Origin of the sequence: Stenotrophomonas sp. SMYL8, assembly GCF_036320065.1 — a bacterium.
Classification (GTDB): domain Bacteria; phylum Pseudomonadota; class Gammaproteobacteria; order Xanthomonadales; family Xanthomonadaceae; genus Stenotrophomonas; species Stenotrophomonas maltophilia_A.
Map to the genome: position 1 here is coordinate 1 of NZ_JAWIRR010000017.1, position 24023 is coordinate 24023.

26 protein-coding genes are annotated in these 24023 nt (G+C 65.9%); 16 read left to right on the forward strand and 10 right to left on the reverse strand.

Translation table 11 applies throughout. From position 1 onward, the window contains the following. Positions 1 to 136: 136 nt before the first annotated feature. The 5 genes from V3B25_RS13920 to V3B25_RS13940 form a co-directional block, all read right to left on the reverse strand. A complete protein-coding gene (locus V3B25_RS13920) occupies positions 137 to 526 on the reverse strand; it encodes a DUF805 domain-containing protein (RefSeq protein ID WP_329810854.1) in 390 nt (129 codons plus the stop codon). 189 nt (positions 527 to 715) lie between these two features. Then, on the reverse strand, positions 716 to 1993 hold the full coding sequence (locus V3B25_RS13925; protein WP_236494435.1) for a replication-associated recombination protein A: 1278 nt from the start codon (positions 1991 to 1993) through the stop codon (positions 716 to 718). 409 nt (positions 1994 to 2402) lie between these two features. Continuing rightward, positions 2403 to 3041, reverse strand: coding sequence for an outer membrane lipoprotein chaperone LolA (gene lolA / locus V3B25_RS13930; RefSeq protein WP_329810855.1), 639 nt, complete (start codon positions 3039 to 3041; stop codon positions 2403 to 2405). A gap of 110 nt (positions 3042 to 3151) precedes the next feature. Next, positions 3152 to 5095, reverse strand: coding sequence for a DUF3857 domain-containing protein (locus V3B25_RS13935; RefSeq protein WP_201119086.1), 1944 nt, complete (start codon positions 5093 to 5095; stop codon positions 3152 to 3154). Between the two features lie 39 nt (positions 5096 to 5134). Next, positions 5135 to 7495 carry a DNA translocase FtsK gene (locus tag V3B25_RS13940; protein WP_005413288.1) on the reverse strand — a complete coding sequence of 787 codons (2361 nt, stop codon included), beginning with the start codon at positions 7493 to 7495 and terminating at the stop codon, positions 5135 to 5137. A 233-nt stretch (positions 7496 to 7728) separates the two neighbouring features. Between V3B25_RS13940 and trxB the strand changes: the two genes are divergently transcribed. Both trxB and V3B25_RS13950 read left to right on the forward strand, forming a co-directional pair. After that, positions 7729 to 8700 carry a thioredoxin-disulfide reductase gene (gene trxB, locus V3B25_RS13945; protein ID WP_005409600.1) on the forward strand — a complete coding sequence of 324 codons (972 nt, stop codon included), beginning with the start codon at positions 7729 to 7731 and terminating at the stop codon, positions 8698 to 8700. A 102-nt stretch (positions 8701 to 8802) separates the two neighbouring features. Continuing rightward, positions 8803 to 9927: a GNAT family N-acetyltransferase gene (locus tag V3B25_RS13950; RefSeq protein WP_329810856.1), complete on the forward strand. Its 1125-nt coding sequence runs from the start codon at positions 8803 to 8805 to the stop codon at positions 9925 to 9927. Between the two features lie 85 nt (positions 9928 to 10012). Here V3B25_RS13950 and V3B25_RS13955 read toward each other — a convergent pair whose 3' ends face one another. Further along, a complete protein-coding gene (locus tag V3B25_RS13955; protein WP_049421958.1) occupies positions 10013 to 11281 on the reverse strand; it encodes a hypothetical protein in 1269 nt (422 codons plus the stop codon). Positions 11282 to 11353: 72 nt separating this feature from the next. Here V3B25_RS13955 and aat point away from each other — a divergent pair, with 72 nt between their 5' ends. The 4 genes from aat to V3B25_RS13975 all read left to right on the forward strand — a co-directional run bounded on the left by aat (position 11354) and on the right by V3B25_RS13975 (position 13350). Next, complete coding sequence (gene aat, locus V3B25_RS13960) at positions 11354 to 12094, forward strand: leucyl/phenylalanyl-tRNA--protein transferase (RefSeq protein WP_049421957.1); 741 nt, start codon at positions 11354 to 11356, stop codon at positions 12092 to 12094. 86 nt (positions 12095 to 12180) lie between these two features. Beyond that, positions 12181 to 12399, forward strand: coding sequence for a translation initiation factor IF-1 (infA, locus tag V3B25_RS13965; protein ID WP_005409596.1), 219 nt, complete (start codon positions 12181 to 12183; stop codon positions 12397 to 12399). 171 nt (positions 12400 to 12570) lie between these two features. Next, positions 12571 to 12843: a hypothetical protein gene (locus V3B25_RS13970; RefSeq protein ID WP_329810857.1), complete on the forward strand. Its 273-nt coding sequence runs from the start codon at positions 12571 to 12573 to the stop codon at positions 12841 to 12843. 129 nt (positions 12844 to 12972) lie between these two features. Continuing rightward, on the forward strand, positions 12973 to 13350 hold the full coding sequence (locus V3B25_RS13975) for a hypothetical protein (RefSeq protein WP_032127355.1): 378 nt from the start codon (positions 12973 to 12975) through the stop codon (positions 13348 to 13350). 48 nt (positions 13351 to 13398) lie between these two features. Here the strand turns inward: V3B25_RS13975 and V3B25_RS13980 are convergent, their stop codons facing one another. The 3 genes from V3B25_RS13980 to clpA form a co-directional block, all read right to left on the reverse strand. After that, complete coding sequence (locus tag V3B25_RS13980) at positions 13399 to 13686, reverse strand: HigA family addiction module antitoxin (protein ID WP_032127356.1); 288 nt, start codon at positions 13684 to 13686, stop codon at positions 13399 to 13401. Positions 13687 to 13694: 8 nt separating this feature from the next. Continuing rightward, positions 13695 to 13973 (reverse strand): type II toxin-antitoxin system RelE/ParE family toxin, encoded by a 279-nt coding sequence (locus V3B25_RS13985; RefSeq protein WP_125895706.1) that lies wholly within the window; start codon positions 13971 to 13973, stop codon positions 13695 to 13697. A gap of 183 nt (positions 13974 to 14156) precedes the next feature. Continuing rightward, positions 14157 to 16442 (reverse strand): ATP-dependent Clp protease ATP-binding subunit ClpA, encoded by a 2286-nt coding sequence (gene clpA / locus V3B25_RS13990; RefSeq protein WP_329810858.1) that lies wholly within the window; start codon positions 16440 to 16442, stop codon positions 14157 to 14159. A 138-nt stretch (positions 16443 to 16580) separates the two neighbouring features. Here clpA and V3B25_RS13995 point away from each other — a divergent pair, with 138 nt between their 5' ends. Continuing rightward, positions 16581 to 17393: an APH(6) family putative aminoglycoside O-phosphotransferase gene (locus V3B25_RS13995; RefSeq protein ID WP_329810859.1), complete on the forward strand. Its 813-nt coding sequence runs from the start codon at positions 16581 to 16583 to the stop codon at positions 17391 to 17393. Positions 17394 to 17531: 138 nt separating this feature from the next. On the opposite strand, the gene clpS is transcribed toward V3B25_RS13995, so the two are convergent. Continuing rightward, a complete protein-coding gene (clpS, locus tag V3B25_RS14000; RefSeq protein WP_006444529.1) occupies positions 17532 to 17858 on the reverse strand; it encodes an ATP-dependent Clp protease adapter ClpS in 327 nt (108 codons plus the stop codon). A gap of 112 nt (positions 17859 to 17970) precedes the next feature. On the opposite strand from clpS, the gene V3B25_RS14005 reads away from it, so the two are divergent. The 9 genes from V3B25_RS14005 to V3B25_RS14045 all read left to right on the forward strand — a co-directional run bounded on the left by V3B25_RS14005 (position 17971) and on the right by V3B25_RS14045 (position 24009). Then, positions 17971 to 18444, forward strand: a complete 474-nt coding sequence (locus tag V3B25_RS14005) for a hypothetical protein (RefSeq protein ID WP_032127360.1) — start codon at positions 17971 to 17973, stop codon at positions 18442 to 18444. A 1-nt stretch (position 18445) separates the two neighbouring features. Then, positions 18446 to 18907 carry an NUDIX hydrolase gene (locus tag V3B25_RS14010; RefSeq protein ID WP_329810860.1) on the forward strand — a complete coding sequence of 154 codons (462 nt, stop codon included), beginning with the start codon at positions 18446 to 18448 and terminating at the stop codon, positions 18905 to 18907. Further along, positions 18904 to 20046 (forward strand): tRNA 2-thiouridine(34) synthase MnmA, encoded by a 1143-nt coding sequence (mnmA, locus tag V3B25_RS14015; protein ID WP_164079857.1) that lies wholly within the window; start codon positions 18904 to 18906, stop codon positions 20044 to 20046. The genes V3B25_RS14010 and mnmA overlap by 4 nt, the downstream gene beginning before the upstream one ends. Beyond that, positions 20043 to 20657 carry a high frequency lysogenization protein HflD gene (gene hflD, locus V3B25_RS14020; protein ID WP_032127363.1) on the forward strand — a complete coding sequence of 205 codons (615 nt, stop codon included), beginning with the start codon at positions 20043 to 20045 and terminating at the stop codon, positions 20655 to 20657. Before mnmA ends, hflD begins: the two co-directional genes overlap by 4 nt. Positions 20658 to 20821: 164 nt before the next feature. Then, on the forward strand, positions 20822 to 22012 hold the full coding sequence (locus V3B25_RS14025) for a methyl-accepting chemotaxis protein (RefSeq protein ID WP_010485867.1): 1191 nt from the start codon (positions 20822 to 20824) through the stop codon (positions 22010 to 22012). 98 nt (positions 22013 to 22110) lie between these two features. Further along, complete coding sequence (locus V3B25_RS14030; RefSeq protein ID WP_329810861.1) at positions 22111 to 22326, forward strand: hypothetical protein; 216 nt, start codon at positions 22111 to 22113, stop codon at positions 22324 to 22326. 97 nt (positions 22327 to 22423) lie between these two features. Beyond that, complete coding sequence (locus tag V3B25_RS14035; protein ID WP_032127366.1) at positions 22424 to 22771, forward strand: hypothetical protein; 348 nt, start codon at positions 22424 to 22426, stop codon at positions 22769 to 22771. 136 nt (positions 22772 to 22907) lie between these two features. Continuing rightward, complete coding sequence (locus V3B25_RS14040) at positions 22908 to 23372, forward strand: hypothetical protein (protein ID WP_032127367.1); 465 nt, start codon at positions 22908 to 22910, stop codon at positions 23370 to 23372. Positions 23373 to 23481: 109 nt separating this feature from the next. After that, positions 23482 to 24009 carry a hypothetical protein gene (locus V3B25_RS14045; RefSeq protein ID WP_329810862.1) on the forward strand — a complete coding sequence of 176 codons (528 nt, stop codon included), beginning with the start codon at positions 23482 to 23484 and terminating at the stop codon, positions 24007 to 24009. The last annotated feature ends 14 nt before the right edge of the window (positions 24010 to 24023 follow it).

Genomic DNA, 24023 nt, shown 5'->3' on the forward strand with positions numbered 1-24023 from the left:
CTGGCCAGAAAGCTGGCCAGGATCGCCTGGGGTGTCTTCAAAAGCGGCCGGGACTTCGATCCGGCCATGCTGAAGGTGGGTCAAGCCTGCTTCCAGCAGGCTTGACCACGAACATAGGATCTCGACTCATGCAAGATCACGGCCCCGAAGGCACCGGACCATAAACGTTCCCCTGCGGCGTGCCCGGCAGCAGCGAGAAGATCATGATCACGATCCCGCCGCCCGGCACCAGCGCCAGCAGGAACAGCCAACCCGACTGGTTGCAGTCATGCAGGCGGCGTACGGTCACCGCAATCAGCGGCACGATCGTGGCCAGCCACATCACACACAACAGCACCACCATGCCGATCAGGATGCCGGCCAGCGCATCAGCATTGTTGCGCAGGAGGATCGCCAGCACACCGGCCAGCAGCATCACTGCCGTTGCCACCAGGAACAGGAACAGCTGATACATCCAGTATTCGCGGCGGTTGGCGCGCCCCTCGAACTGGGCATAGCGCTTCAACGGCAGAATCATTTCCTGCACGGCATCGATCCTTGAAAGAGAAGCCGCGCAGTGTGTCAAATGCACGCGCGCTGGACAATGTTGCGACGAACCACGCCCGGCTGCCATTGCCCCCTGTAGAGTCGAGCCATGCTCGACTGCTGCTCCAGAAGGCACCTGCAGCCCGTGCAAAAGCGGAGTCGAGCGTGGCTCGACGCTACCTAAGCCGGCTCAACGGCCCTTCGCGGCCCGCGCCGCTTCGCGTTCGGCACGCAGCCGGTCCAGCTTTTCCTTCAGCTTGATTTCCAGCCCGCGCGGCACCGGGTTGTAGTACACGCGCTCACCCATCGCATCCGGGAAGCCGGTCTGGTCCAGTGCGATGCCACCCTCGGCGTCGTGGTCGTACTGGTACTCGGCGCCGTAGCCCAGCTCCTTCATCAGCTTGGTCGGCGCATTGCGCAGGTGCAGCGGCACCTCTTCGGTGCCACTCTCGCGCACATCGGCCTTGGCCTGGTTGAAGGCCGCATAGCCTGCATTCGACTTGGCAGTACTGGCCAAGTACAGCACCAGCTGAGCAAAGGCGAGCTCGCCTTCCGGACTGCCCAGCCGCTCGTAGATGTCCCAGGCCTCCAGCGCCATGCTCTGCGCGCGCGGATCGGCCAGGCCGATGTCCTCGATGGCCATGCGGGTGAGCCGGCGCGCCAGATAGGACGGATCGCAGCCGCCATCGAGCATGCGGGTCAGCCAGTACAGCGCGGCATCCGGGTTGGAACTGCGTACCGACTTGTGCAGCGCGGAGATCTGGTCGTAGAACTGCTCGCCGCCCTTGTCGAAGCGACGGGTGCGGTCGGCCAGCACCTGGGTCAGCGTCTGCGGGGTGATGCGACCGCCCTCCCCGCCCGCCAGCTCGGCGGCGATTTCCAGCAGGGTCAGCGCACGACGCACGTCGCCGTCGGCGGCGGTAGCGATTTCCAGCAGCAGTTCGGGAGCGACCTCGATGCGCTCTTCGCCCAGGCCGCGCTCGCGGTCGCCCAGTGCGCGCTCCAGCGCCTCGACGATGTCGGTCGGCGAAACACCTTCCAGCACATGCACGCGGCAACGTGACAGCAGCGCCGAGTTCAGCTCGAAGGACGGGTTCTCGGTGGTGGCACCGACGAACAGGATCGTGCCGCGTTCGATGTGCGGCAGGAACGCATCCTGCTGCGCCTTGTTGAAGCGGTGCACCTCGTCCACGAACAGCACGGTGCGGCGGCCTTCGGCGAAGCGCTGTGCAGCTTCGGCCAGCACCTGGCGCACTTCCGGCAGGCCGGACAGCACCGCGGAAATGGCACGGAATTCGGCGTCGGAGTACTCGGCCAGCAACAGCGCCAGCGTGGTCTTGCCGCAGCCCGGCGGCCCCCACAGGATCATCGAATGCACGCGACCGGATTCGACCGCGCGACGCAGCGCGCTGTCCGGCGCCAGCAGGCGCTTCTGACCGACCATTTCGTCGAGGGTGCGCGGGCGCATGCGCTCGGCCAGCGGGCGCAGGTGTTCCCGATCAACACTCAGCAGATCAGGGCCGGGGAAGGAAGTTGAACGATGTCTTGCCACGCGGTCATTGTACCGCGAGAGCGTGCCAACCAAGGTTGACACCCACCAGCGCCAGGCCACAGGAACCAGTAGTGCCGGCCGCTGGCCGGCAGATCAGAAAGCGTGTCAACCAAGGTTGACACCCACCAAGGCGGTGCCGGTTGACACCCACCAGAGCAGGTAGCCCCAGACCGTTATCGGTAGCGGATCAAGCTGCAGGAATCGGTAGTGCCGGCCGCTGGCCGGCAGATCAGAAGCGTGCCAACCAACGGTTGGCACCCACCAAGGCGGTACCGGTTGACACCCACCAGAGCAGGTAGCGCCGGGCCATGCCCGGCGTCCCCGATCAGTTACCGATGACGTCGGTGCCCTTCGGCGGGGTGAAGCTGAAGGTGCCGGCAGCGAAGCCCGGGTTGCGCTTCCAGCCGCTGAAGCTGATCACGGTGCGCTGGCCAACGGCGTCGGTGATCTCCATCCTGGCCAGGCCCTGGGCGTTGAAGCCCAGCGCGGCGTACTGGAAGCTGGCTTCGGTCTCGCGCTTCGGCGACAGCGACAGCCACTGCAGGCCGTCGCGCTGCGCGGCCTCTTCGCTGACGTCGTACTGCTGTTCCAGCAGCGCCGGGTTGATCAGCGCGGTCAGTGGGCTGTTCTGCTCTTCCTTGCCCTGCTCGCGAACAGTGGCCTGCTCCAGGTCCGGCTCGTACATCCAGACCTTCCTGCCGTCGGCCACGATCAGCTGTTCGTGCGGGCGCACGTATTCCCAGCGGAACAGGCGCGGCGCCGAAAGAGCCACGCGGCCGCTGGTCGACTCCTTCACCTTGCCGCGGCCGTCGAACACCTGCTGGCTGAACTGGCCATCCAGGCCCTTCAGGCCACTGGTGAAGGTCTTCAGGTCACCGCGGGCGCCTGCCCAGGCGCTGCCGGCGGCGGCGCAGGCCACGGCCAGGGTGGTGGTGGCAAGGAAACGGCGGAAGCGGAAGTTCATGCGGGAATCCTGTGGGCGCGGGCGCCAGGAAAGGTGGTTGCCAGTGTGCCCGGGGAAAGATGAATGGGCGATCAGGCGACATTATGCCGCCCCGAACGTCCATCGGCGATTCAGCCACCCGAGCCGGGCAGCTTGCCGTACAGCACCTGACCGCGGAAGCCGCGCCGCACTTCGCGGTACAGCGCGCGGAACGCCGGATAGTCCTGCGGCTGGCACAGTGCCTCTGGTCCACGCACCGCGTTCTGCTGCAACCGGTGATGCACGATCACGTCCTGGCCATCGCGACTCCAGTCCACCCGGTACTCGCCGGCGGCGTTGGCAAAACGCTGACTGGCCGGGATGGCGATGATCGGCGCATTGGCCGGGAACTGCAGGCGATAGGTTTCCTCGCGCAGGCTGGCATTGCAGTAGAACGGCGTCTCGTTGGCCGGCGCCGAGGCGGTGGCGTACAGGCCACGCACCGATTCGCCACCCGGCGGGTCCGGCACAGCCATGCCGCCGGCCACGCTGAAGTCGGCGTAGTCCTCGGCCTGGAACGCCATGCGGTAGCCAAACGGCCGGGTCAGGTCGACCGGCACGCCCTGGATCTGCAGCTGCCCTCGCCCATCGAAACCGGAGGCGGCCATGATCTGCTCTTCAGCGCGCGCACGGTTCTGCGCGTTGAGCTGGGAGAACTGGGCACGCATGCCGATCTCGGCGTTCTCGCCCAGCTTCGGAATGGTCTCGCCGCGCAGGTTGCCGTTGGCGTCGAAGGTGAAACGCACCTCCATCGAGGTGGCATTGCGCTCCGGCGTGTTGGCCGGGGTGCGCGCCAGCGTGGCGTCACGGGTACGCATCACCGGTGCACCCAGGTCACCCTCTGGCAGCTGACCGAAGCGCGCCCACGCGGTGGTCGAATCCAGGTACAGATCAAACTCGGGAATGTAGGTGATGGCGTGGTTGAAGCGGCCCAGCACCGGAATCTTCGGCAGCGTCGGACCGCCGCCGGCACCGATCAGCACCGGCGAGCTGGCGATGCCCTTGGCTGCCAGCAGCGCCTCCAGGATCGTCACATGGTCCTTGCAGTCACCATAGTGGTTGTCGAGGATGCTCTGCGCGCTGTTCGGCTCCAGCCCGCCATTGCCCAGGTACACCGCCACGTAGCGGATGTTCTGCGCAACCCAGCGATACAGCGCATCAGCCTGCTCGCGGCGGTCGCTGATACCAGTGGTGATCTCATCAGCCAGCGCCTGCAGCGCCGGGGTCACCTCGGCCGCCGGGCCCGCCTTGAGCTGGTAGGCGCGACCCATCTGCGACCAGTCACGATAGGTACTGGCCATGATGTTCGGGCCGAACTCCCAGCCCGCCGCCGACCAGTTCTGCGCCGGCATCGCCTCGCGACGCTGGTAGCGCCAGCGCCACTGCGCCTGGCCGTTCTTCACCGTCGGCCGGTCGCTGCCCTGCACGCCGCGGCTGTCGATGAACATCGGCAGGTTGGCCGGCGCACTGAGGGTGACCTCGGCGTCCTCGTACTCGGTGAACACATTGAAGGTCTCCCACAGGCCGAAATAGCCCGGGAAGTACGGCGTGGCCTGGGTGCGGCGCACCTGGTAGTACAGACGGGTGCCCGGGGCCAGGTTCGGGAACACGATCACCCGCACCTTGCGGTCGGCATACATCGCCGCCGAGGCGCTGGAGTAGCTTTCCTGGGTGTAGATGCGGTCGGCCGGCACGTCGCGGCGCTGGCCGTCGGCGGTGATGGTGTAGGCGCCGAGTACTTCCAGCGTCTCCATCTTCTCGCTGTAGCTCAGCCGAACCTGGCTGAACTGCTCGACCGAGGCCTTGGTCTTGAGCAGGACTTCGTAGGTTTCGGTCTGCACATTGCCTGCATCCGGCCGCACCTGGTAGTCGGCGCGGTAACGGACAATGCTGAAATTATTGCTGGCTTCGGTATCGCCGCTGGTGGAAGGCGGCGCCGTGGCGGGCGCGGAGGTGGCGGTGTCTGCCAGTGCCGGGCCGGCAGCCAGGAAGGCTGCCAGCGCCAGTGCCAGCGCGCTTGGTACGGGGTGAAGCATGCGTCGGTTCCTTGGACGTCGTGGGGGATACGTCGGGTCTTACTTCGGCGGCGGCGGTGCCAGCACCGTGCGGTCGCCGTTGTGCTCGGGCGGGCTGACCACGCCGGCCGCTTCCATGGCCTCGATCAGTCGCGCTGCACGGTTGTAGCCGATCTTCAGCCGGCGCTGCACGCCGGAAATCGATGCACGGCGGGTCTCGGTTACCACCCGCAGCGCTTCGTCATACAACGGGTCGGACTCGTCGCCGGACGAACTGTTCTCGGGCAGGCCGGTGGCGCCGACGACCACGCCGTCGCCCATCGTCTGCACTTCGTCCAGCACGCCGTCGACATAGTCGGCAGGGCCCATCGCCTTGAGGTGCTCGACCACGCGATGCACTTCATCGTCGGACACGAACGCACCATGCACGCGCTCGGGCAGCGCGGTGCCCGGCGGCAGGTACAGCATGTCGCCGTGGCCCAGCAGTGTTTCCGCGCCGGACTGGTCGAGGATGGTGCGCGAGTCGATCTTGGAGCTGACCTGGAAGGCGATACGGGTCGGGATGTTGGCCTTGATCAGGCCGGTGATCACGTCCACCGACGGGCGCTGCGTGGCCAGGATCAGGTGGATGCCGGCCGCACGCGCCTTCTGCGCCAGGCGCGCGATCAGCTCTTCCACCTTCTTGCCGACGATCATCATCATGTCGGCGAATTCGTCGATGAAGATGACGATGAACGGCAGCGTCTCCAGCGGACGCGGTGCCTCGCCGAGCTCCGGGTTCGGCTTGAACAGCGGATCCATCAGCGGCTGTCCTGCGTCCTGGGCTTCCTTCACCTTCTTGTTGAAGCCAGCCAGGTTGCGCACGCCCACTGCGCTCATCAACTTGTAGCGGCGCTCCATCTCGGCCACGCACCAGCGCAGGCCGTTGGCGGCCTCCTTCATGTCGGTGACCACAGGTGCCAGCAGGTGCGGGATGCCCTGGTAGACGCTCAGTTCGAGCATCTTCGGGTCGATCATCAGCATCCGCAGGTCTTTCGGCGAGGCCTTGAACAACAGGCTCAGCACCATCGCGTTGACCGCCACCGACTTGCCCGAACCGGTGGTACCGGCCACCAATAGATGCGGCATGCGTGCCAGGTCGGCCACGGTCGGGCGACCGGCGATGTCCTTGCCCAGCGCCAGGGTCAGCACACTGGCCGACTTGTCATATTCCTTCGAGCGCAGCAGCTCGGACAGGAAGATCATCTCGCGGGTGACGTTGGGGATTTCCAGGCCGATCACCGACTTGCCCGGAATGACGTCGACCACGCGCACCGACTTCACCGACAAGCCGCGCGCGATGTCCTTGTCCAGCGAACTGATCTGGCTGACCTTGATACCCGGTGCCGGCTCGATCTCGAAGCGGGTGATGACCGGGCCGGGATTGGCGCCGACCACCTGCGCATCGATGCGGAAGTCCTTCAGCTTGAACTCGATCTGCCGCGACAGGGTCTCCAGCGTCTCTTCGTCGTAGCCCTTCGGCTGCGGCTTGGGATCATCCAGCAGCGCCAGCGGCGGCAGGTCCGAGCCATCACCGTTGACGCCGCGGAACATCGGAATCTGGGTATCGCGCTTGGCCCGATCGCTCTTCTCGATCACCGGCTCCGGACGCGGCTCGATCTTCACCGGCTCGCGCTTGGCGCGCACCTCGGCGTCGGCCTTGCGCACTTCCTGGCGCTCCTCGCGCATCACCCGGGTCTGCTTCCACTCGGTGACTTCTTCCTTCTTGCGTTCCAGCAACGGCGCCAGCGACATCACGCCGCGGCCGATCTTCTCCATCACCGTGAACCAGGACAGCCCGGTCGCGAGCGTGATCGAGGCCAGCAGCAGCACCAGCACGAACAGGTTGGCGCCCAGCGCGCCGAAGCCCACCGTGAGCGAATTGCCCACCAGCTTGCCGAGGATGCCGCCGGCACTGGAGACATCGCCACTGAACAGGCGCACGTGCAGGAAGCCGGTGCCGGCGATAAGAAAACCGACCAGGCCGACCAGGCGCAGCGCAGGATCCAGGTCGTTCTCGCCCTTGCTCTCGCGCTTGAGGCCGAACATGGCGATCCACGCCAGCGCGCCGAGCACCACCGGCAGCAGGAAGGCGATGTAGCCGAACAGCTGCAGCAGAACGTCGGCTATCCAGGCCCCGGCGCGGCCACCCAGGTTGTGCACCGGCGCGACCACGCTGCCGGTATGCGACCAGCCCGGATCAGTCGCTGAATAGGTGAAAAGACTGGCCGCCAGGTACAGCAGGGCCGGCGCGATGGCGATCAGGCCCAGATCGCGCCAGAGACGCTGGCGGCGTGGATTGTCGGTCGTCGCCGCCGCGGCCGTGCGACGTGACGCCTTGCTGTCGTCGGACTTGGAGCGTTCGGGGACCTGCTTCGCCACCTTAGACCATACCTTTGGAATGCGCTGTTAGTGATTGATAATAAATGAGACGGCGTCAGTTTTCAGTTACGCGACGTCCGGCAGGCCAATCCGGGGGCCGAAACCACTGCTGGATGACGGCGTTCCGTTCATCGGCTTGAATCGCCCTGCCCCAGCCGCCACTCTATGACCAGCCAAGGATGCTGCGCAAACATCGCCAGCGCCTTGTCCCATCTACCTTTTCGCGAGTTTACATGAGCACCAGCCTGCCCTCCCGCCACCAGCGCCTCGTCATCCTCGGTTCCGGCCCGGCCGGTTGGACCGCCGCCGTCTACGCCGCCCGCGCCAACCTGAAGCCGGTCGTCATCACCGGCCTGCAGCAGGGCGGCCAGCTGATGACCACCACCGAGGTGGACAACTGGCCGGGTGACGCCCACGGCCTGATGGGCCCGGACCTGATGGCGCGCATGCAGGCCCATGCCGAGCGCTTCGAGACCGAGGTCATTTTCGACCACATCCACACCGCCGACCTGTCGCAGCGTCCGTTCAAGCTGATCGGCGACAGCCACGAGTACACCTGCGATGCCCTGATCATCGCCACCGGCGCCACCGCCAAGTACCTGGGCATCCCGACCGAAGACGAGTTCAAGGGCCGCGGTGTGTCCGCCTGCGCCACCTGTGACGGCTTCTTCTACCGCGACCAGGACGTGGTCGTGGTCGGTGGCGGCAACACCGCCGTGGAAGAGGCCCTGTACCTGTCCAACATCGCCCGCAAGGTCTACCTGGTCCACCGCCGCGACACCCTGAAGGCGGAAAAGATCATGCAGGACAAGCTGTTCAAGAAGGTGGCCGAAGGCAAGATCGAGACCGTCTGGCACCACCAGGTGGAAGAAGTGCTGGGCAATGATGCCGGCGTGACCGGCGTGCGCGTGAAGTCCACCTTGGACGGCAGCACCCGCGACATCGACGCCCACGGCTTCTTCGTGGCCATCGGCCACCACCCGAACACCACCCTGTTCGACGGCCAGCTGGCAATGAACAACGGCTACCTGGAAATCCGTTCGGGCCTGGGCGGCAATGCCACCCAGACCTCGGTGGAAGGCGTGTTCGCCGCCGGCGACGTGGCCGACCAGCACTACCGCCAGGCGATCACCTCGGCCGGCTTCGGCTGCATGGCCGCGCTGGATGCCGAGCGCTACCTGGACGCGCAGGGCAAGGCCAGCTGAGAGGCGAACCTGCATCCGTAGAGTCGAGCCACGCTCGACTCATGCAAAAGGCCGACGCCAGTGCGTCGGCCTTTCTGTTTCATCTGCCCTATCCTTTCCCCCATGCCCTCCCCCCGTTTCCTCGACTCCCTGCAGTCCGTTTCCGCCACCGACTGGGATGCCCTGCACGACGGCCGCAACCCCTTCGTCAGTCATGCCTTCCTTTCCGGGCTTGAACAGCACGGCTGCCTGCGCGAGGACTGGGGCTGGCAGCCCCGGCACTTCACGCTGTGGGAGGGCAACACGCTGGTCGGCGCCATTCCGGGTTACCTGAAGACCAACTCCCACGGCGAATTCGTGTTCGACCATGCCTGGGCCAACGCGTATGCCCGTCATGGCCGCGACTACTATCCGAAGTGGCTGGGCGCGGTGCCGTACTCGCCGGTCACCGGCCCGCGCCTACTGGCCCGTCACGATCTGGAGCGCGCCGCATTGCTGTCGGCATTGCGCGAGACGCTGCCGACGCTGGACGTCTCCTCGGCCCATATCAACTTCCACACCGCAGGTGACGAGGCGTTGTTCGGCGATGACTGGCTGCTGCGCGAGGATGTGCAGTTCCAGTGGCAGAACCCGGGCGACTGGACGACATTCGACCAGTTCCTCGGCGCGATGGACCACAAGCACCGCAAGAACATCCGCCAGGAACGCGCCAAGGTCATTCGCCAGGGCATCACCTTCCGCGTGGTGCACGGCGACGAGGCCAGCCGCGCCGACCTGCAGGCGATGTACCGCTTCTACCTGCAGACCTTCCTCGAGTACGGCAATGCCCCGGCGCTTACCGAGGCCTTTCTGCGCCATCTGGCGATATCCCTGGGGCGCGGGCTGGTGCTGTTCCTGGCCGAACAGGATGGCGAGCCGATTGCCGGCGCCCTCTGCCTGCGCGGCGGCGATACGCTGTACGGCCGCTACTGGGGCGGCGCCACCCTGCCCGGCCTGCACTTCGAGGCCTGCTACTACCAAGGCATCGAGTATTGCCTGCGCGAAGGGCTGACCCGCTTCGAGCCGGGCGCACAGGGCGAGCACAAGCTGGCACGCGGTTTCCTGCCGACGCTGGTGCACAGCCGGCACTGGGTGGCCGATCCGGACTTCGCGGAAGCGCTGCAGGAGTGGTGCCGGCAGGAGCGACAGAGTGTGCGGCGCTACCAGCAGGAGCTGCAGGGGCATGGGCCGTTCCGCGTAGAACCGTAGAGGCGCGCTTGCTCGATTGGCGCGGTGCCGAAAAGCGTGCCAACCAAGGTTGGCACCTACCAAGGCAATAGCGAGGGCGCTGTGCTCAGGTGCACTGCCAGAAGTGCCCGCTCACCCGGCACTTTGCACACCAGAACGTGTAGAGCATGCCGCCGCTGCCCCACAGCAGCGTGCCCTCACCTGTGGTCGGCAGTGTCGAATCCAGCTGCATCACGAACGGCATCTCTTCGCCGCAATCGATGCACGCCGGGTACCAGGCACTCTGCACCCAGCTCGGCGCGCCGCCCACGCGCGACAGGTTCTGCCGATGATTGGACTGGCCCCAGTCCTGTTGTTGCCAGCGCGCACTGTCCATGGCGACCAGACCCACCTCGGCCTGCATCAGGTCGCCACTGTCGGTGGGTGTGTTCGGTACCTCACGGTGCTGGCTGGGGTGGCAGCTGGGCAGGCCGGCCGCATCATGGCGATAGAAACGCACAGGCGGGTCTTCCCAGCCGCAGCAGTCCAGGCACAGCCCCAGCGTGATCTCGCCCGACGCGCCCGGCTGCAGCGCGGCGGCATCGGTCTGCAGCAGGCGCTGAAGCGGCGCATGGCAGCTGCTACACAGCGCTTCCAGCGGCCCTCCCATCTGCCCAGCATGGTGTACCTGCCCACCATTCCAGGTCGGGTGCAGCCGCCATATGCGCTTGCGCCAGCTCGGCTCGTCCGCCTGCTGCGCGCGATGCTGTTCGCGGCCGAATCGGAAGTGCAATGGCCGCTCGCCATGCAGGCGACGCGGCTGCGGACCTTCGGCGACACCGGCCCAGTGCGCCCAGACCTCTGCATCCAACCGCCCCCAGTCGACCAGGTAGCCGCGAGCAATGGCGTAGGTTTCGGGCTGGGCGGCGAGCAGCAGCGCCCTGGCCCGCGCCGTTTCGCGATCGTCATCGGCTTCGGCCAGGACCTGCGCCCAATGCGCGGCCGTCGCGCTGGGCAGGCCCTGCCAGACCTGCGTGGCCAACTGCACCTCATCCTCACTGGCGACCGCCAGCAATGCCTCCCAATCGTCCTGCAGCACCTGCGGCGCCTGATAGCTGGCGAACTCCATCACGCTCGTCAACACGTCACCGCGCTCGCCCGCGCGATAGCGGCGCCACGCGTCGGCCGCGACCGCGGGCACCGCGTCATCCGGCAGCAGGTCCAGTGCCATGTCGAGGAAGGCCGAGCTCGGCGAAGGCCGCGCCAGCGCCTGCAGCATCAACTCTCCCAGTTGACGCGGCTGTTCAGTGGCCATCGACAGCAGCATGCCTTGGCTGTCGTTGCGCGTGCGCGGGGCGTCATGCAGGTCGAGGATGGCGCTGATCGAGTCACTCATTCGGAGGCTCCTTGCCGGTGAACAGTGATGGTGCCAGACATCACGAATCACCACGACGAATACAATGGCCCCATGACCCGCCAGCTGCCCTGGCGCCTGGCCGATGCGCCGGACGCCCCCTTCCCTCCGGCCGAGACCGCACTGCGCCAGCCCGATGGCCTGCTGGCGGTGGGCGGCGACCTGCATCCGGTGCGTCTGCTCAATGCCTACGCCGGCGGTATCTTTCCGTGGTTCAGCGAGGGCGAGCCAATCCTGTGGTGGTCGCCGGACCCGCGCATGGTGTTCCGCACCGACGGCGTGCACCTGTCCAGCCGCTTCCGCCGCCAGCTGCGCAGCAGCACGTGGGAGGTCACCGCCGACACTGCCTTCAGTCGTGTGATGCGCGCCTGCGCCGCGGCACCTCGGCCCGGCCAGGACGGTACGTGGATCAGCCCGGCGATGGTCGAGGCTTACAGCCAGCTGCACGACCTTGGCTTCGCCCATTCCTTCGAAGTCTGGGACCGGCAGAGGCTGGTCGGCGGCATCTATGGCGTCGCGATCGGTGCCATGTTCTTCGGCGAGAGCATGTTCAGTGGCGCCAGTGGCGGCTCCAAGATCGCCCTGGCCGCGTTGGCAGCCACCCTGCGTGGCTGGGACTGGGAACTGATCGATGCCCAGGTGGAGAATCCGCACCTGCTGCGGATGGGCGCCGAGCACCTGCCGCGCGCGGACTTCCTGGAGCACGTCCGTCAGGCCGTACACCGTGACGGCCGTGAAGGCCCCTGGACCCAGGCGGTAGGACGCTTGCCAGCACAGCGTTTGGCCGGGGGTTAACACAAACTTTGCAAGCCGGGCCCATCACGCGTAAAATACCGCGCCTTAGGCCCAGCGTGGCCGTTTTCTGAACCGCACAGGACTACATGTCGAAAGACGATTCCATCGAGTTCGAGGGCACCGTCAGCGAGACGCTGCCGAACACCACTTTCCGCGTTCGTCTGGAAAATGGGCACGAAATCATCGCCCACATCTCCGGCCGCATGCGCAAGAACTACATCCGCATCCTCACCGGTGACCGGGTCAAGGTTGAAATGACCCCGTACGACCTGACCAAGGGTCGTATCACCTACCGCATGAAGTAAGCGGTCGGCGCATTGCGCCACTCCGACAGGGCCGGCCTCGCTGCTGGCCCTTTGTCGTGCGCGGAAGAAAGCGACCGGCACTAGGACCGCTCGATTTTCGTCCCTGTCCGAAATACCGCATCGCGCCGCGACTCTAGACTCAATGCGTTCTTCACAGAAGGCGTTGCGCGCATGACCTACCTGATCGTCCTGGACCCCCAGTCCGTCACCAGCCGCTGCTACGCCAGCAAGGGCCCGGACGGCACGTGGTTCGGCCAGCCCTGCCTGGTCTGCACCAGCATGGACGCCTCACACCCGCTGTACCTGGCCGTGCAGCGCGAGATTCCGCATATGGGCAGCACCTTCAAGCAGCGCCTGCACATTCCGCACGAGGCGGTCGCCTTTGTCATCGAAGACGGCGGCGACCAGGGGCGCCAGCAGGGATTCCGTTCGATCGCAGCCTGATGCGCCAAAGGTCATCGTGACCGATCTCACCGTGGCGTCGGTCAGCCCTGCTTGCGGCAGATTCGCATTTGCAGCGGCGGCGGCATCTTGGGATCCGATCCAGTCCGGATCGCTGCCCCCTGCCCCGCCATGAACCTGTCTTCCCTGCTCATCCCCCTGGCCTTGTCTGCCGTCACCCTGCTGGCGTCGTCCGCCCATGCCGCCGACACCGCGCCGGCACAGTGCGTATCACTGACCGGCGAACAGCAGATCGTTCGCGCCGGCGCCGACAAGAACATCCTGCTTCGCTCCGGCGAAGACCACTATGTTGTGCATTTCCGCAACAGCTGCCCTTCTGCCGTACTGGCCACCCGCCTCGGCTTCAAGACCGACGGCAAAGAAGCTGACGAGCTGTGCAGCGAGGGCCGAAGCGCACTGGACACAGGTCGCGGCAGCTGCGAGGTTGCACGCATCGAGCCGATCGATGCCGAGCGATTCAAGCGTGAGGCGCGCCGCCGCAGCCGCTGACCCCAGACAGGACAAGGGCGGCCGAAGCCGCCCTTGTCGCGATATACGTCAACGCGTCGCGGCAACCAGCGACAACACTCTCGGTTGCGCGCGCTGCCGTGCCAACCAGAGATCGTAGCTGGATTGCAGCCCCATCCAGAAAACCGCAGTACTCACCCCCGCCATCTCAAGGCGGATGGCCAGGTCAGGACTGATGCCCGCCTTGCCGTTCAGAACCCGCGAAAGGGCTACCCGCGACATTGCCAGGCGCTCGGCCGCTTCGGTCACAGACAGATCCATTGGATCAAAGACCATTGCCTTGATCGCCTGCCCGGGATGCGGATGGTGATGAATCATGCGCGGCCTCAGTGATAGTCCAGGTAATCCAGCAGCTCCACGTCGCTGCCGGCGAAACGGAAGGTAATCCGCCAGTTTCCATTGACCCATACAGACCAATGCCCTTTCAGGCCGCCCCGGAGCTTATGCAGACGCAATCCAGGCATGGCCAGATCCTCAGGACCCGAAGCAACATCCAGGATCGACAGGATCAACAACACCTTGCTGGCGTGACTGTGGCGGATTCCACTGCTACTGCCGGAACGGTAGAGCCGCTCGAGGCCCCTGTGGCGAAAACCGATGATCATCACTGTATCCTGTATCGTTTCGCGATACAAACAGGGCAACACCCTATCGCGACCAGAAGACAGCATTGGCACCTCCGTTCCGTTCAAGCAAGGCCGCGGACGACAGTCCCACTGGAAACAACAAGGGCGGCCGAAGCCGCCCTTGTCATTTCCAGGCTTTCACGCCAAGCCTATGGCATCAGCTCATTCCACCGTGACCGGCAGCAGCCGCTCCGGCTCGGCCTGGGTCTCGACCACCAGCTCGTCGTCGCGGACGTCGATACTGACCTTGCCACCGTTGACCAGCTTGCCGAACAACAGCTCGTCGGCCAGCGGACGCTTGATCTTGTCCTGGATCACGCGGGCCATCGGGCGGGCACCCATCAGCGGGTCGAAACCATGGTGGGCCAGCCAGTCGCGCGCGGTCGGGGTGGCCGACAGGCTGACGTGCTTGTCCTGCAGCAGCATCTCCAGCTCGATCAGGAACTTGTCGACCACGCGCAGGATGTGCTCGAAGCCCAGCGCCTGGAACTGCACCACCGCGTCGAGGCGGTTGCGGAATTCCGGGGTGAAGCTGCGGCGGATGGTCTCCATCGCGTCGGTGGCATGGTCCTGCTTGGTGAAGCCGATCGAACGCCGCGAGGCCTGCGCCGCACCGGCATTGGTGGTCATCACCAGCACGACGTTCTTGAAGTTGGCTTCACGACCGTTGGTATCGGTCAGCACACCGCGGTCCATCACCTGCAACAGGATGTTGAAGATGTCAGGATGCGCCTTTTCGATTTCGTCCAGCAGCAGCACGCAGTGCGGCGTCTTGACGATCTTCTCGGTCAGCAGGCCACCCTGGTCGAAGCCGACGTAGCCCGGAGGCGCACCGATCAGGCGGCTGATCGAATGCGGCTCCATGTACTCGGACATGTCGAAGCGGACCAGCTCGATGCCCAGCTGCAGCGCCAGCTGCTTGGTCACCTCGGTCTTGCCGACACCCGTGGGACCGGCGAACAGGAAGTTGCCGATCGGCTTTTCCGGGTTGCCCAGGCCCGAACGGGCCAGCTTGATCGCCGAGGACAGCGTCTCGATGGCCGGGTCCTGGCCGAAGATCACCATCTTCAGGTTGCGCTCCAGGTGCTGCAGCACATCCTTGTCGGTGGCGCTGACCTGCTTGGTCGGGATACGCGCCATCTTGGCGACGATCGCCTCCACTTCCTCGACGTCGATCAGTTCCTTGCGCTGGCCTTCCGGCAGCAGGCGTTGGCGGGCGCCCGCCTCGTCGATCACGTCGATGGCCTTGTCCGGCAGCAGGCGGTCGCCGATGTGCTTCACCGACAGGTCCACCGCAGCCTGCAGCGCCTCGTCGGAATAGGTCACACCGTGGTGCAGCTCGTACTTGGACTTCAGGCCCTGCAGGATCTCGTAGGTCTCGCCGACGGTCGGCTCGACGATGTCGATCTTCTGGAAGCGGCGGGCCAGCGCCCGGTCCTTCTCGAAGATGCCACGGTACTCCTGGAAGGTGGTCGAGCCGATACAGCGCAGCTCACCGGACGCCAGCGCCGGCTTGATCAGGTTGGAGGCATCCATGGTGCCGCCCGACGCCGAGCCGGCACCGATGATGGTGTGGATCTCGTCGATGAACAGCACCGCATTGGGCACCTTCTTCAGCGCGGTCAGCACGCTCTTCAGGCGCTTCTCGAAGTCGCCGCGGTACTTGGTGCCGGCCACCAGCGCGCCCAGGTCGAGCGAATAGATCACCGCATCAGCCAGAACGTCGGGCACCGAGCCCTCGACGATGCGGCGGGCCAGGCCCTCGGCAATCGCGGTCTTGCCCACGCCCGCCTCACCCACGTACAGCGGGTTGTTCTTGCGGCGGCGGCACAGGACCTGGATGGTACGCTCGATCTCGTCGGCACGGCCGACCAGCGGGTCGATGCGACCGGCCCGGGCCTGTTCGTTGAGGTTGCTGGCGAACTCGGCCAGGGCATCACCCTTCGGCTCGCCCTCCCCGCCTTCGATGCGGCCTTCGCCCTCGGAGGAAGACGACGGCTGCTCGCCTTCCTCGCCCAGCTTGGCGATGCCGTGGGACAGGTAATTGACCACATCCAGCCGGGTGACATCCTGCTGGTTGAGGTAGTAGACGGCGTGGGAGTCCTTCTCGCCGAAGATGGCGACCAGCACATTGGCGCCGGTGACCTCCTTCTTGCCCGAGGACTGCACGTGGTAAACGGCCCGCTGCAGCACGCGCTGGAAGCCCAGGGTCGGCTGGGTATCGCGGCCGTCATCTTCGGCCAGGCGGGACACGGAGGCCTCGATGGCCTGCTCCAGCTCCTGGCGCAGGCGTTCGGCGTCGGCGCCACAGGCCTTCAGTACGGCCTGGGCGGACGGGTTGTCGAGCAGTGCCAACAGCAGGTGTTCGACCGTCATGAACTCATGCCGGGCCTCACGGGCGCGCTTGTAGCACTGGCCGATGGTGTGTTCGAGGTCTTTGCTGAACATGGATTACTCCGGCGGCAGATGGGGACAATATGCGGCCTGACTACGCGATTTCCATCACCCTAGCGGATTGCTGCGTTCAGATGGCGTTATCAGTGCGAATCGATTGATCTTCATTCACTCCAGGACAGCCCACCCAGCATGAGCGAACCCTACCTGAGCCGCTGGCGATTGCGGCGTGATGGCGCAGCCATCGAAACGCCCCATGCCCGGCTCTGGCCGGTGCTGACCGCCGCCGGCGAGCCGGCCATGCTGAAGATCAGCAGCGAAACCGAAGAGCAGAACAGCCATCGCCTGCTGCGTTGGTGGGACGGTGACGGCGCCGCCCGCCTGCTGGCCCACGAGGGGCCGGCGATCCTGATCGAACGTGCCGGCGGCGACTCACTGCGGCAACGTTCGATCAAGGGCGACGATGACACCTGCACCACGGTCCTGTGCCAGGTCCTGCAACGGCTGCACCGGCCACGGAGCGCACCGCCAGCGGAACTGGTCTGCCTGCGAACATGGTTCGCCGACCTGCTGCAGCCAAGGGCTGCGCTGCCGACACTGCTGGAACAGTGCAGATCACTGGCGGAGGGACTGCTGCAGCAGGAACAGGAGATCCGGCCGCTGCACGGCGACCTGCACCACGACAACGTGCTGGATTTCGGCGCGCGCGGCTGGTTGGCGATCGACCCGAAGCGGCTGCTGGGCGACCGCGCGTTCGATTACACGACGATGTTCAGTAATCCGGACCTGTGCGGCCCCGGCATCCATGTGGCCACCCGGCCTGAGCGGTTTGCCACCCGGCTGGAACAGGTCGGCGCGCTGGCGGGCCTGGAACGCACGCGCCTGCTGCGTTGGATCGCAGCCAGCGCGGGGCTGTCAGCGGTGTGGTTCCGGGATGATGGCGACCCCGCCGAAGTCGACGAGGCGGTGGCGCGGATGGCACTGGAGGCGTTGGCGGAGGGCTGATCCCGCGCTCTGGTAGATGCCCACCTTGGTGGGCACACCCCATCCACTATCGATACAGGCCCCTGCCTTGGTAGGTGCCCACCTTGGTGGGCACACCGGGTCCGGAATCGATGTGCCCGGACGAAAACCGGCAGCCGGTCAGGCCTTTTCCATCGTGCACAGCAGCGGGTGCTGGTTCATCCGCGAATACTCGTTGACCTGGGCGACCTTGGTCTCGGCCACTTCGCGGGTGAACACCCCGCACACGCCGCGGCCACGGGTATGGACGTGCAGCATCACCTGCGTGGCCTTGTCCAAGTCCATGCTGAAGAACTGCTGCAGCACGTCCACCACGAAATCCATCGGGGTGTAGTCGTCGTTGAGCAGCATCACCTGATAGAACGGCGGCGGCGCCACTTCCGGGCGCGCGGGCTCCACGGCAACGCCGTGCTCGTGATGGGAATCGGGGGAAGACTCATGGGGCATCTGCCCATTATAGAGGCACGGGCCAGCCTGCGTCGGCCTGCCGCAGATTGGACGGCACGCACGCCCACCGTCACAATTGCACCCTCTCTCAACACTGTTTCACAGGATCTTCATGAAAAGGACCCTTCTTCCCGCCCTGCTGATCGCCCTGGCCGCCGCCGGCTCCGCCGCCGCCGAGACCCAGGCCGACAAGGCCGTGGCCCGCCACCTGGACAAGCTGGGCTATACCTACGAGGTCGACGAGGACGGCGACTACCGCATGGTGTTCGACGTCGAGGGTGATCGCACCCAGATGGTCTACGTGCGCTCGTCGGTGGAAGATTTCGGCACCCACAACATCCGCGAGATCTGGTCGCCGGCCTACAACGCCAAGACCAAGCAGTTCCCGGTGGCCGTAGCCAACCGCCTGCTGGAAGATTCGCAGGACGCCAAGATGGGCGGCTGGGTGAAACAGGACACCACCGCCATGTTCGTGGTCAAGATCGACGCCGATGCCACGGCCGACCAGCTCAGCGACGCCATCGATGCGGCCATCCGCACCGCCGACGCCATGGAGCTGGAACTGACCAAGAAGGACGAGTTCTGAGTTGAACACCACGCCGGACCCGCGCTGGGCACCGCACGCCACTGTCGCCACCGTGGTGGTCGACGGTGGCCGCGTGCTGCTGGTCGAGGAGACCATCGACGGCCGCCAGGTGCTGAACCAGCCGGCAGGCCACCTCGAGCCGGGCGAAAGCCTGGCCGAGGCAGCCCTGCGCGAGACCCGCGAGGAAACCGGCTGGACGGTGCAGCTGACCCACTTCATAGGCTGCTACCAGTGGACGGCCGGCGACGGCACCACCTTCCTGCGCTTCTGCTATGCGGCGCGTCCGGTCTCGCACGACCTGGCGCAGCCGCTGGACACCGGCATCGATCGCGCGCTGTGGCTGACCCCGGCCGAGCTGCAGGCCGCCACGGAGCGCCTGCGCAGCCCGCTGGTCTGGCAGGTGGTGGCTGATTTCCTGGGTGGCCAGCGCCATCCGCTTTCGCTGGTCCGGGAGGTCGCATGAGCACTCCGCGCGTGATGGTGGGCGTCTCCGGTGGCGTCGACTCCTCGGTCGCCGCCTGGCGGCTGGTGCAGCAGGGCGAGGCCGTAGCCGGCCTGTTCATGCAGAACTGGGCCGACGACGGCAGCGGCGACTGCCGCGCCGAGGACGACCGCCGCGACGCGGTGGCCGTCTGCGGCCTGCTCGGTATCCCGTTCCACTTCCGTGATTTCTCCAGCGAGTACTGGCAGGGGGTGTTCGAACACTTCCTGGCCGAGTACGCCGCCGGCCGCACGCCGAACCCGGACGTGCTGTGCAACCGCGAAGTGAAGTTCAAGCATTTCCTGGACGCCGCCCGCGAGCTGGGCGCCGAGCGCATCGCCACCGGCCACTACGCGCGGGTGGCCCAGCGCGGCCACCAGTGGCTGCTGCTGCGCGGCGCAGACCGCTCCAAGGACCAGAGCTACTTCCTGCACCAGCTGGGCCAGGAACAGCTGTCGGCAACCCTGTTCCCGATCGGCGACCTGGAAAAGACCGACCTGCGGCGGATCGCGCGTGACGTCAGCCTGCCGACCCACGCCAAGAAGGACTCCACCGGCATCTGCTTCATCGGCGAGCGTGACTTCCGCGAGTTCCTCGGCCGCTACCTGCCGGCCAAGCCCGGCCAGATCCTCGACCCGGCCGACGGCAGTGTGATCGCCGAGCACCCAGGCGTCTTCTATTTCACCCTGGGCCAGCGCGAGGGCCTGAACATCGGCGGCGTGCGCGGCCGCCCGGCCGCGCCGTGGTACGTGGTCGGCAAGGATGTGGCCAGCAACGTGCTGTACGTGGACCAGGACCGCGACAGCAAGTGGATGCTGTCCGACCGCCTGCGCTCGGAAACCGCGCACTGGATTGCCGGTGCACCGCCGGCACGGCGCTTCGAGTGCACCGCGCAGACCCGCTACCGCCAGCCTGACGAGCCGTGTACGGTCGAGGTGCTGGACGATGGCAGCGTGCTGGTCACCTTTGCGCGCCCGCAGCGCGCCGTTACTCCCGGTCAATCACTGGTGCTGTATGACGGTGATGTGTGCCTGGGTGGCGCGGTGATCGCCGCCACCGATGCGCCGCTGGAACAGCGCCTGCGCACCACCCCTTCCCCTTTTGAGGTAATCGCTGCATGAGTTTCACTGTCGACGACCGCGTCCTGGCTTTGGCCGGCATTGCCCAGGCCCTGCAGCAGGTACGCCGCATCGCCGATACCGGCCATTCCGACGCCGCTGCCGTGCGCACCGCCGTGGACAGTGTGTTCCGCGTCGACGCGTCTTCGCCGCAGGAGGTGTTCGGTGACCGCCATGCATTGAAGGCTGGGCTGCGCCTGCTGCACAACTACTTCCGCAGCCAGGGCCAGGACCCGATCCTGCCCAAGCTGGCCCTGTCAGTGCTGCAGCTGGAGCGCCGCTTCGTGCAGGACGGCGCCACCGTGAACAAGGTCGCCTCGGGCATCGAACGCGCCCAGCGCCAGGCCGTCGAGCTGGGCGACAGTGGGCACCCGGACGTGCTGGCCAACCTGGGTGGCCTGTACGCCGACACCATCAGCCACCTGAAGCCGCGGGTGATGGTGCAGGGCAACCCGCATTACCTGGGCCAGGCCGGTGTGGTCGCCGAGATCCGCGCCCTGCTGCTGGCCGCGGTGCGCTCGGCGGTGCTGTGGCGGCAGCTGGGCGGCAGCTACTGGGACTTCCTGTTCAGCCGCAAGGCGATGATCGAGGCCGTGGACCGCCAGCTGGCCTGAGCCCCATGGGGTCGGATCCTTTTCCGGCAAGGAAAGGGCTCTGACCCCGAAGCCGCCGAGGCGTCGGAAAACCGGCGCATTCAGAATGCACTTCGAGGCATTTCGACGTTAAAGAGAAAGGGGGTACGGCCGATACATCCTCCGTGCACCTCCCGAGAACGTCCATGTACTCACGCATTTTCATCCGTCTGGCCGCCCCCCTGGCTCTGACCCTGCTGCTCCCCTTCGCCATCGGTTTCGAATGGCCGGCCGCCCTGCGCTGGGCGATCCTGACCACGATGACGCTGAGCTGGCTCGGCTTTGCGTGGTGGACCACCCGCGCCCAGGCGCACCGTTCCCCGGAACACGCCCGTGTCCTGCGTGAGCAGGACCAGCTGCTGACCGAACTGCGCAACTTCGTCGGCAACGAGATCGACGGTTCGCGTGGCGAAGTGGAACGCGCCCGTGACCTGATCCGCCAGGCGGTGTCCAGCCTGGGCGGCAGCTTCGACGCCATGAACCGCAAGTCGCGCCAGCAGAGCCAGGCCCTGTCGCGCATCGTTGATCGCGCCGGTGATGAAGGCAATGCCGGCCTCGACGTTGCCCGTTTCGCCCAGCACGCCAGCCATCGCATGGAGCAGCTGGTGGAAGCACTGGAACAGGTGAGCGGCCAGAGCAGCACCACCGTGCAGCACATCGACCAGATGGCGCAGCACCTGGATGGCATCTTCGCGCTGCTGGAAGACGTCAAGTCGATCGCCGACCAGACCAATCTGCTGGCGCTGAACGCCGCCATCGAAGCCGCGCGTGCCGGTGAAGCCGGTCGTGGCTTCGCGGTGGTCGCCGACGAAGTGCGCAACCTGTCCGAGCGCTCGACCACCTTCAACGAGCAGATCCGCAAGCTGGCGCACAGCTCCAAGGACGCCATCGCCAAGGTGCGCGAGACGGTCTCGCACATGGCCTCGCGTGACATGGACCGCTCCCGCGAAGCGCGCCAGGAGGCGGCGGCGATGCTCGACAACGTCGCGCAGATCAATGCCTCGCTGGGCGACGGCATGCGCGAAGTCTCCGAGTGCGCCCGTTCGATCGATGGCAGCGTGGCCGAGGCCGTGCGCGCCCTGCAGTTCGAAGACATCGCCACTCAGGCCCTGGGCGGCGTGCACACCCACCTGGACCGCCTGACCGCGATCAACCGCGAGGCGGTGGCCCTGCAGGAACTGCTGCACCGCAATGGCGGGGTGTTCGACGAAGAGATCGCCACCGCCCTGCAGCGCACCGGCAGCCGCCTGCGCGAACTGCGCAGCGAATGGGAACGCCCGCCGCACAAGCCGGTTGCCCAGCAGAGCATGGGCGCTGGTACCGTCGAGCTGTTCTGATCCTGATGTCCGCTGCCGCTACCGGCAGCCCGCAAGGCCCCGGTTCTTCCGGGGCCTTTGCCTGTGACCCGCCGTTGGATGCATCCTGTACACGCACCATGACCCTGATCCGCGCCCTGCCCTCCCTCACCGACACCGAGCGCCCGCGCAACGCGAGCGTGCGTGAGCAGCTGCAGCAGCTGGAAGAGGTGGCCCGCGAGGAGATCCGCGAACTGCAGCAGCTGGCCAATGCGCGCCCTGCCCTGCCCCGCACGGACGACGCGCTGCTGGGTCTGGCGTGGGACCTGGGGTTGGATGGGGAAGCCTTGAGGTAGATCCACGCCATGCGTGGATGGTCTTCACCACCACCCGCTCCAAACCCATGGCATGATCCGCCCATGCCACCTACGGCTGGACACGGAGTGTCGTCGCATGAGCACCACGTTCATGACCTGGCTGGGATTTGCTGTGATGGTGCTCATCGCGGTCACCTTCACCTGGCGCCCCGCCTACGCCACCTTGCGGCCGCCCCGGCATCGACCTGTCGCATTCCTGTTCGGCAGCCTGCTCTTCATGCTGATGGCCTTTCTATTTGCCTGGGCGCCGGCAACTGCCATCAACACCGGGCATGTTCATCTGAGCCATCACCGCTCCGGCACCATTGATGCATGGCGGGACATCGAGCCGATGACCTTCTGGCTGATCATCGTCGCGGAGTACGCGTCCGGGCTGTTGATCGCCAGCTATTCCATTGCGGGCATCGCATTGATGAAACGGTAGATCCACGACTTTCGGGGATGGACGCCGCGATATCTGCAACCTCTGCTTTGCCTGTCGCCTTTTAGGATTTGTTGCATAGCCTGAGGAACGGGACGAGGACACACTGCCCACTCCCCCTGTCTCCTCTGGCCTCTGCATGACGTTCAATCTGGAAGAAGCCCGCGAGGCTTTTGAGCAATTCCTGATGCTGATGGACGGCCAGATAGAATGGCTGGTCGCGCAGGCTCAAACGCATGGCATTGAACTGGATAGCAGCCCCGAAAGCCTCGACAGGCTGGAACACCTCCATGACTTGATGGCAGCCACGCTGTCTGAGGACGAGCGGGACTCTCTGAGGGTCGTGTTCGCCCGATATCTAGGGGAGACCGTCAGGCTGGTACACGGTGGGAAGTGGGCCCTGCCACTTGATGACCCTAAGGACATCCACTTCAACAGGCCCGTCATCATGGGGCACTCACGCTACCCCCTGTGTGAATTCAGTCCCATCCATGCGATACGCGCCTACTCGCTTCGCCGCCGCCCGGGGCTGATCAGAAGCATCGTAGCCAGCAGCGTCAACCCGCAGATCCTGGACCTAAGCGATCTGGCGGAAAAGGATTGAGCCAAGTCGATCCGGCAAGGCATGTGACCTGTTGCTCGTACTCGAACCCGCAGTGCTAGCGCCGGCCATCCCCATGGCATGATGCGCCGGTCCCGTTCATGGAAGACCGATGGCCATCGCCCTGATCGCATTGCTGCTGATCGAAGTCCTGCTGCTGGTGCTGTGGGCGCCGTTCTTCTTCCGCACCGGCATCGTACTGTTCAATCAGCGCATCGCCGCTACGCCGGCAGAGCTGGCGCAGCTTTCGCTGGCCGGGTTGGAGCATGATCTGCCGGCCGATACCTGGCTTCGCCTGGTATTCCGCGCGCTGCCGGACGGCAGTGTCGCCTTTCGCGAGAGCTTCACACCGAGCTTTGGCGGCCGCTACTTTCCGCTGATGCGCGGGCGGGTGATGATCGACGCGCGACGCAGGGAGGTGCGGGTGGTCGGGCTGTGCAGCTGGTTCGCGCTGGGCCTGACAGTGATGCTGGTGCCCATCATCCTGGTCCGCCCGGCTGCGTCGCCGATGCTGGTGGCCCTGCTGCTGTTCTACATGGGCTATTTCATCCAGCGCCGACGCTATGCACATGTGGTGGAAGCAGTGCGCGCACGGCTTCGCTCCGAATTTCGGCAGCGAATGGTTGCCGCATCGCAGTAGATCCACGCCATGCG

Excerpts from the sequence above, each read along its gene's own strand:
- V3B25_RS13925 (WP_236494435.1), bottom strand. The coding sequence starts at position 1,993 with ATGCGCCCGCGCACCCTCGACGAAATGGTCGGTCAGAAGCGCCTGCTG.
- lolA (WP_329810855.1), bottom strand. The coding sequence starts at position 3,041 with ATGAACTTCCGCTTCCGCCGTTTCCTTGCCACCACCACCCTGGCCGTG.
- V3B25_RS13935 (WP_201119086.1), bottom strand. The coding sequence starts at position 5,095 with ATGCTTCACCCCGTACCAAGCGCGCTGGCACTGGCGCTGGCAGCCTTC.
- trxB (WP_005409600.1), top strand. The coding sequence starts at position 7,729 with ATGAGCACCAGCCTGCCCTCCCGCCACCAGCGCCTCGTCATCCTCGGT.
- V3B25_RS13950 (WP_329810856.1), top strand. The coding sequence starts at position 8,803 with ATGCCCTCCCCCCGTTTCCTCGACTCCCTGCAGTCCGTTTCCGCCACC.
- V3B25_RS13955 (WP_049421958.1), bottom strand. The coding sequence starts at position 11,281 with ATGAGTGACTCGATCAGCGCCATCCTCGACCTGCATGACGCCCCGCGC.
- aat (WP_049421957.1), top strand. The coding sequence starts at position 11,354 with ATGACCCGCCAGCTGCCCTGGCGCCTGGCCGATGCGCCGGACGCCCCC.
- infA (WP_005409596.1), top strand. The coding sequence starts at position 12,181 with ATGTCGAAAGACGATTCCATCGAGTTCGAGGGCACCGTCAGCGAGACG.
- V3B25_RS13970 (WP_329810857.1), top strand. The coding sequence starts at position 12,571 with ATGACCTACCTGATCGTCCTGGACCCCCAGTCCGTCACCAGCCGCTGC.
- V3B25_RS13975 (WP_032127355.1), top strand. The coding sequence starts at position 12,973 with ATGAACCTGTCTTCCCTGCTCATCCCCCTGGCCTTGTCTGCCGTCACC.
- V3B25_RS13980 (WP_032127356.1), bottom strand. The coding sequence starts at position 13,686 with ATGATTCATCACCATCCGCATCCCGGGCAGGCGATCAAGGCAATGGTC.
- V3B25_RS13985 (WP_125895706.1), bottom strand. The coding sequence starts at position 13,973 with ATGATCATCGGTTTTCGCCACAGGGGCCTCGAGCGGCTCTACCGTTCC.
- clpA (WP_329810858.1), bottom strand. The coding sequence starts at position 16,442 with ATGTTCAGCAAAGACCTCGAACACACCATCGGCCAGTGCTACAAGCGC.
- V3B25_RS13995 (WP_329810859.1), top strand. The coding sequence starts at position 16,581 with ATGAGCGAACCCTACCTGAGCCGCTGGCGATTGCGGCGTGATGGCGCA.
- clpS (WP_006444529.1), bottom strand. The coding sequence starts at position 17,858 with ATGCCCCATGAGTCTTCCCCCGATTCCCATCACGAGCACGGCGTTGCC.
- V3B25_RS14005 (WP_032127360.1), top strand. The coding sequence starts at position 17,971 with ATGAAAAGGACCCTTCTTCCCGCCCTGCTGATCGCCCTGGCCGCCGCC.
- mnmA (WP_164079857.1), top strand. The coding sequence starts at position 18,904 with ATGAGCACTCCGCGCGTGATGGTGGGCGTCTCCGGTGGCGTCGACTCC.
- hflD (WP_032127363.1), top strand. The coding sequence starts at position 20,043 with ATGAGTTTCACTGTCGACGACCGCGTCCTGGCTTTGGCCGGCATTGCC.
- V3B25_RS14025 (WP_010485867.1), top strand. The coding sequence starts at position 20,822 with ATGTACTCACGCATTTTCATCCGTCTGGCCGCCCCCCTGGCTCTGACC.
- V3B25_RS14030 (WP_329810861.1), top strand. The coding sequence starts at position 22,111 with ATGACCCTGATCCGCGCCCTGCCCTCCCTCACCGACACCGAGCGCCCG.
- V3B25_RS14035 (WP_032127366.1), top strand. The coding sequence starts at position 22,424 with ATGAGCACCACGTTCATGACCTGGCTGGGATTTGCTGTGATGGTGCTC.
- V3B25_RS14040 (WP_032127367.1), top strand. The coding sequence starts at position 22,908 with ATGACGTTCAATCTGGAAGAAGCCCGCGAGGCTTTTGAGCAATTCCTG.
- V3B25_RS14045 (WP_329810862.1), top strand. The coding sequence starts at position 23,482 with ATGGCCATCGCCCTGATCGCATTGCTGCTGATCGAAGTCCTGCTGCTG.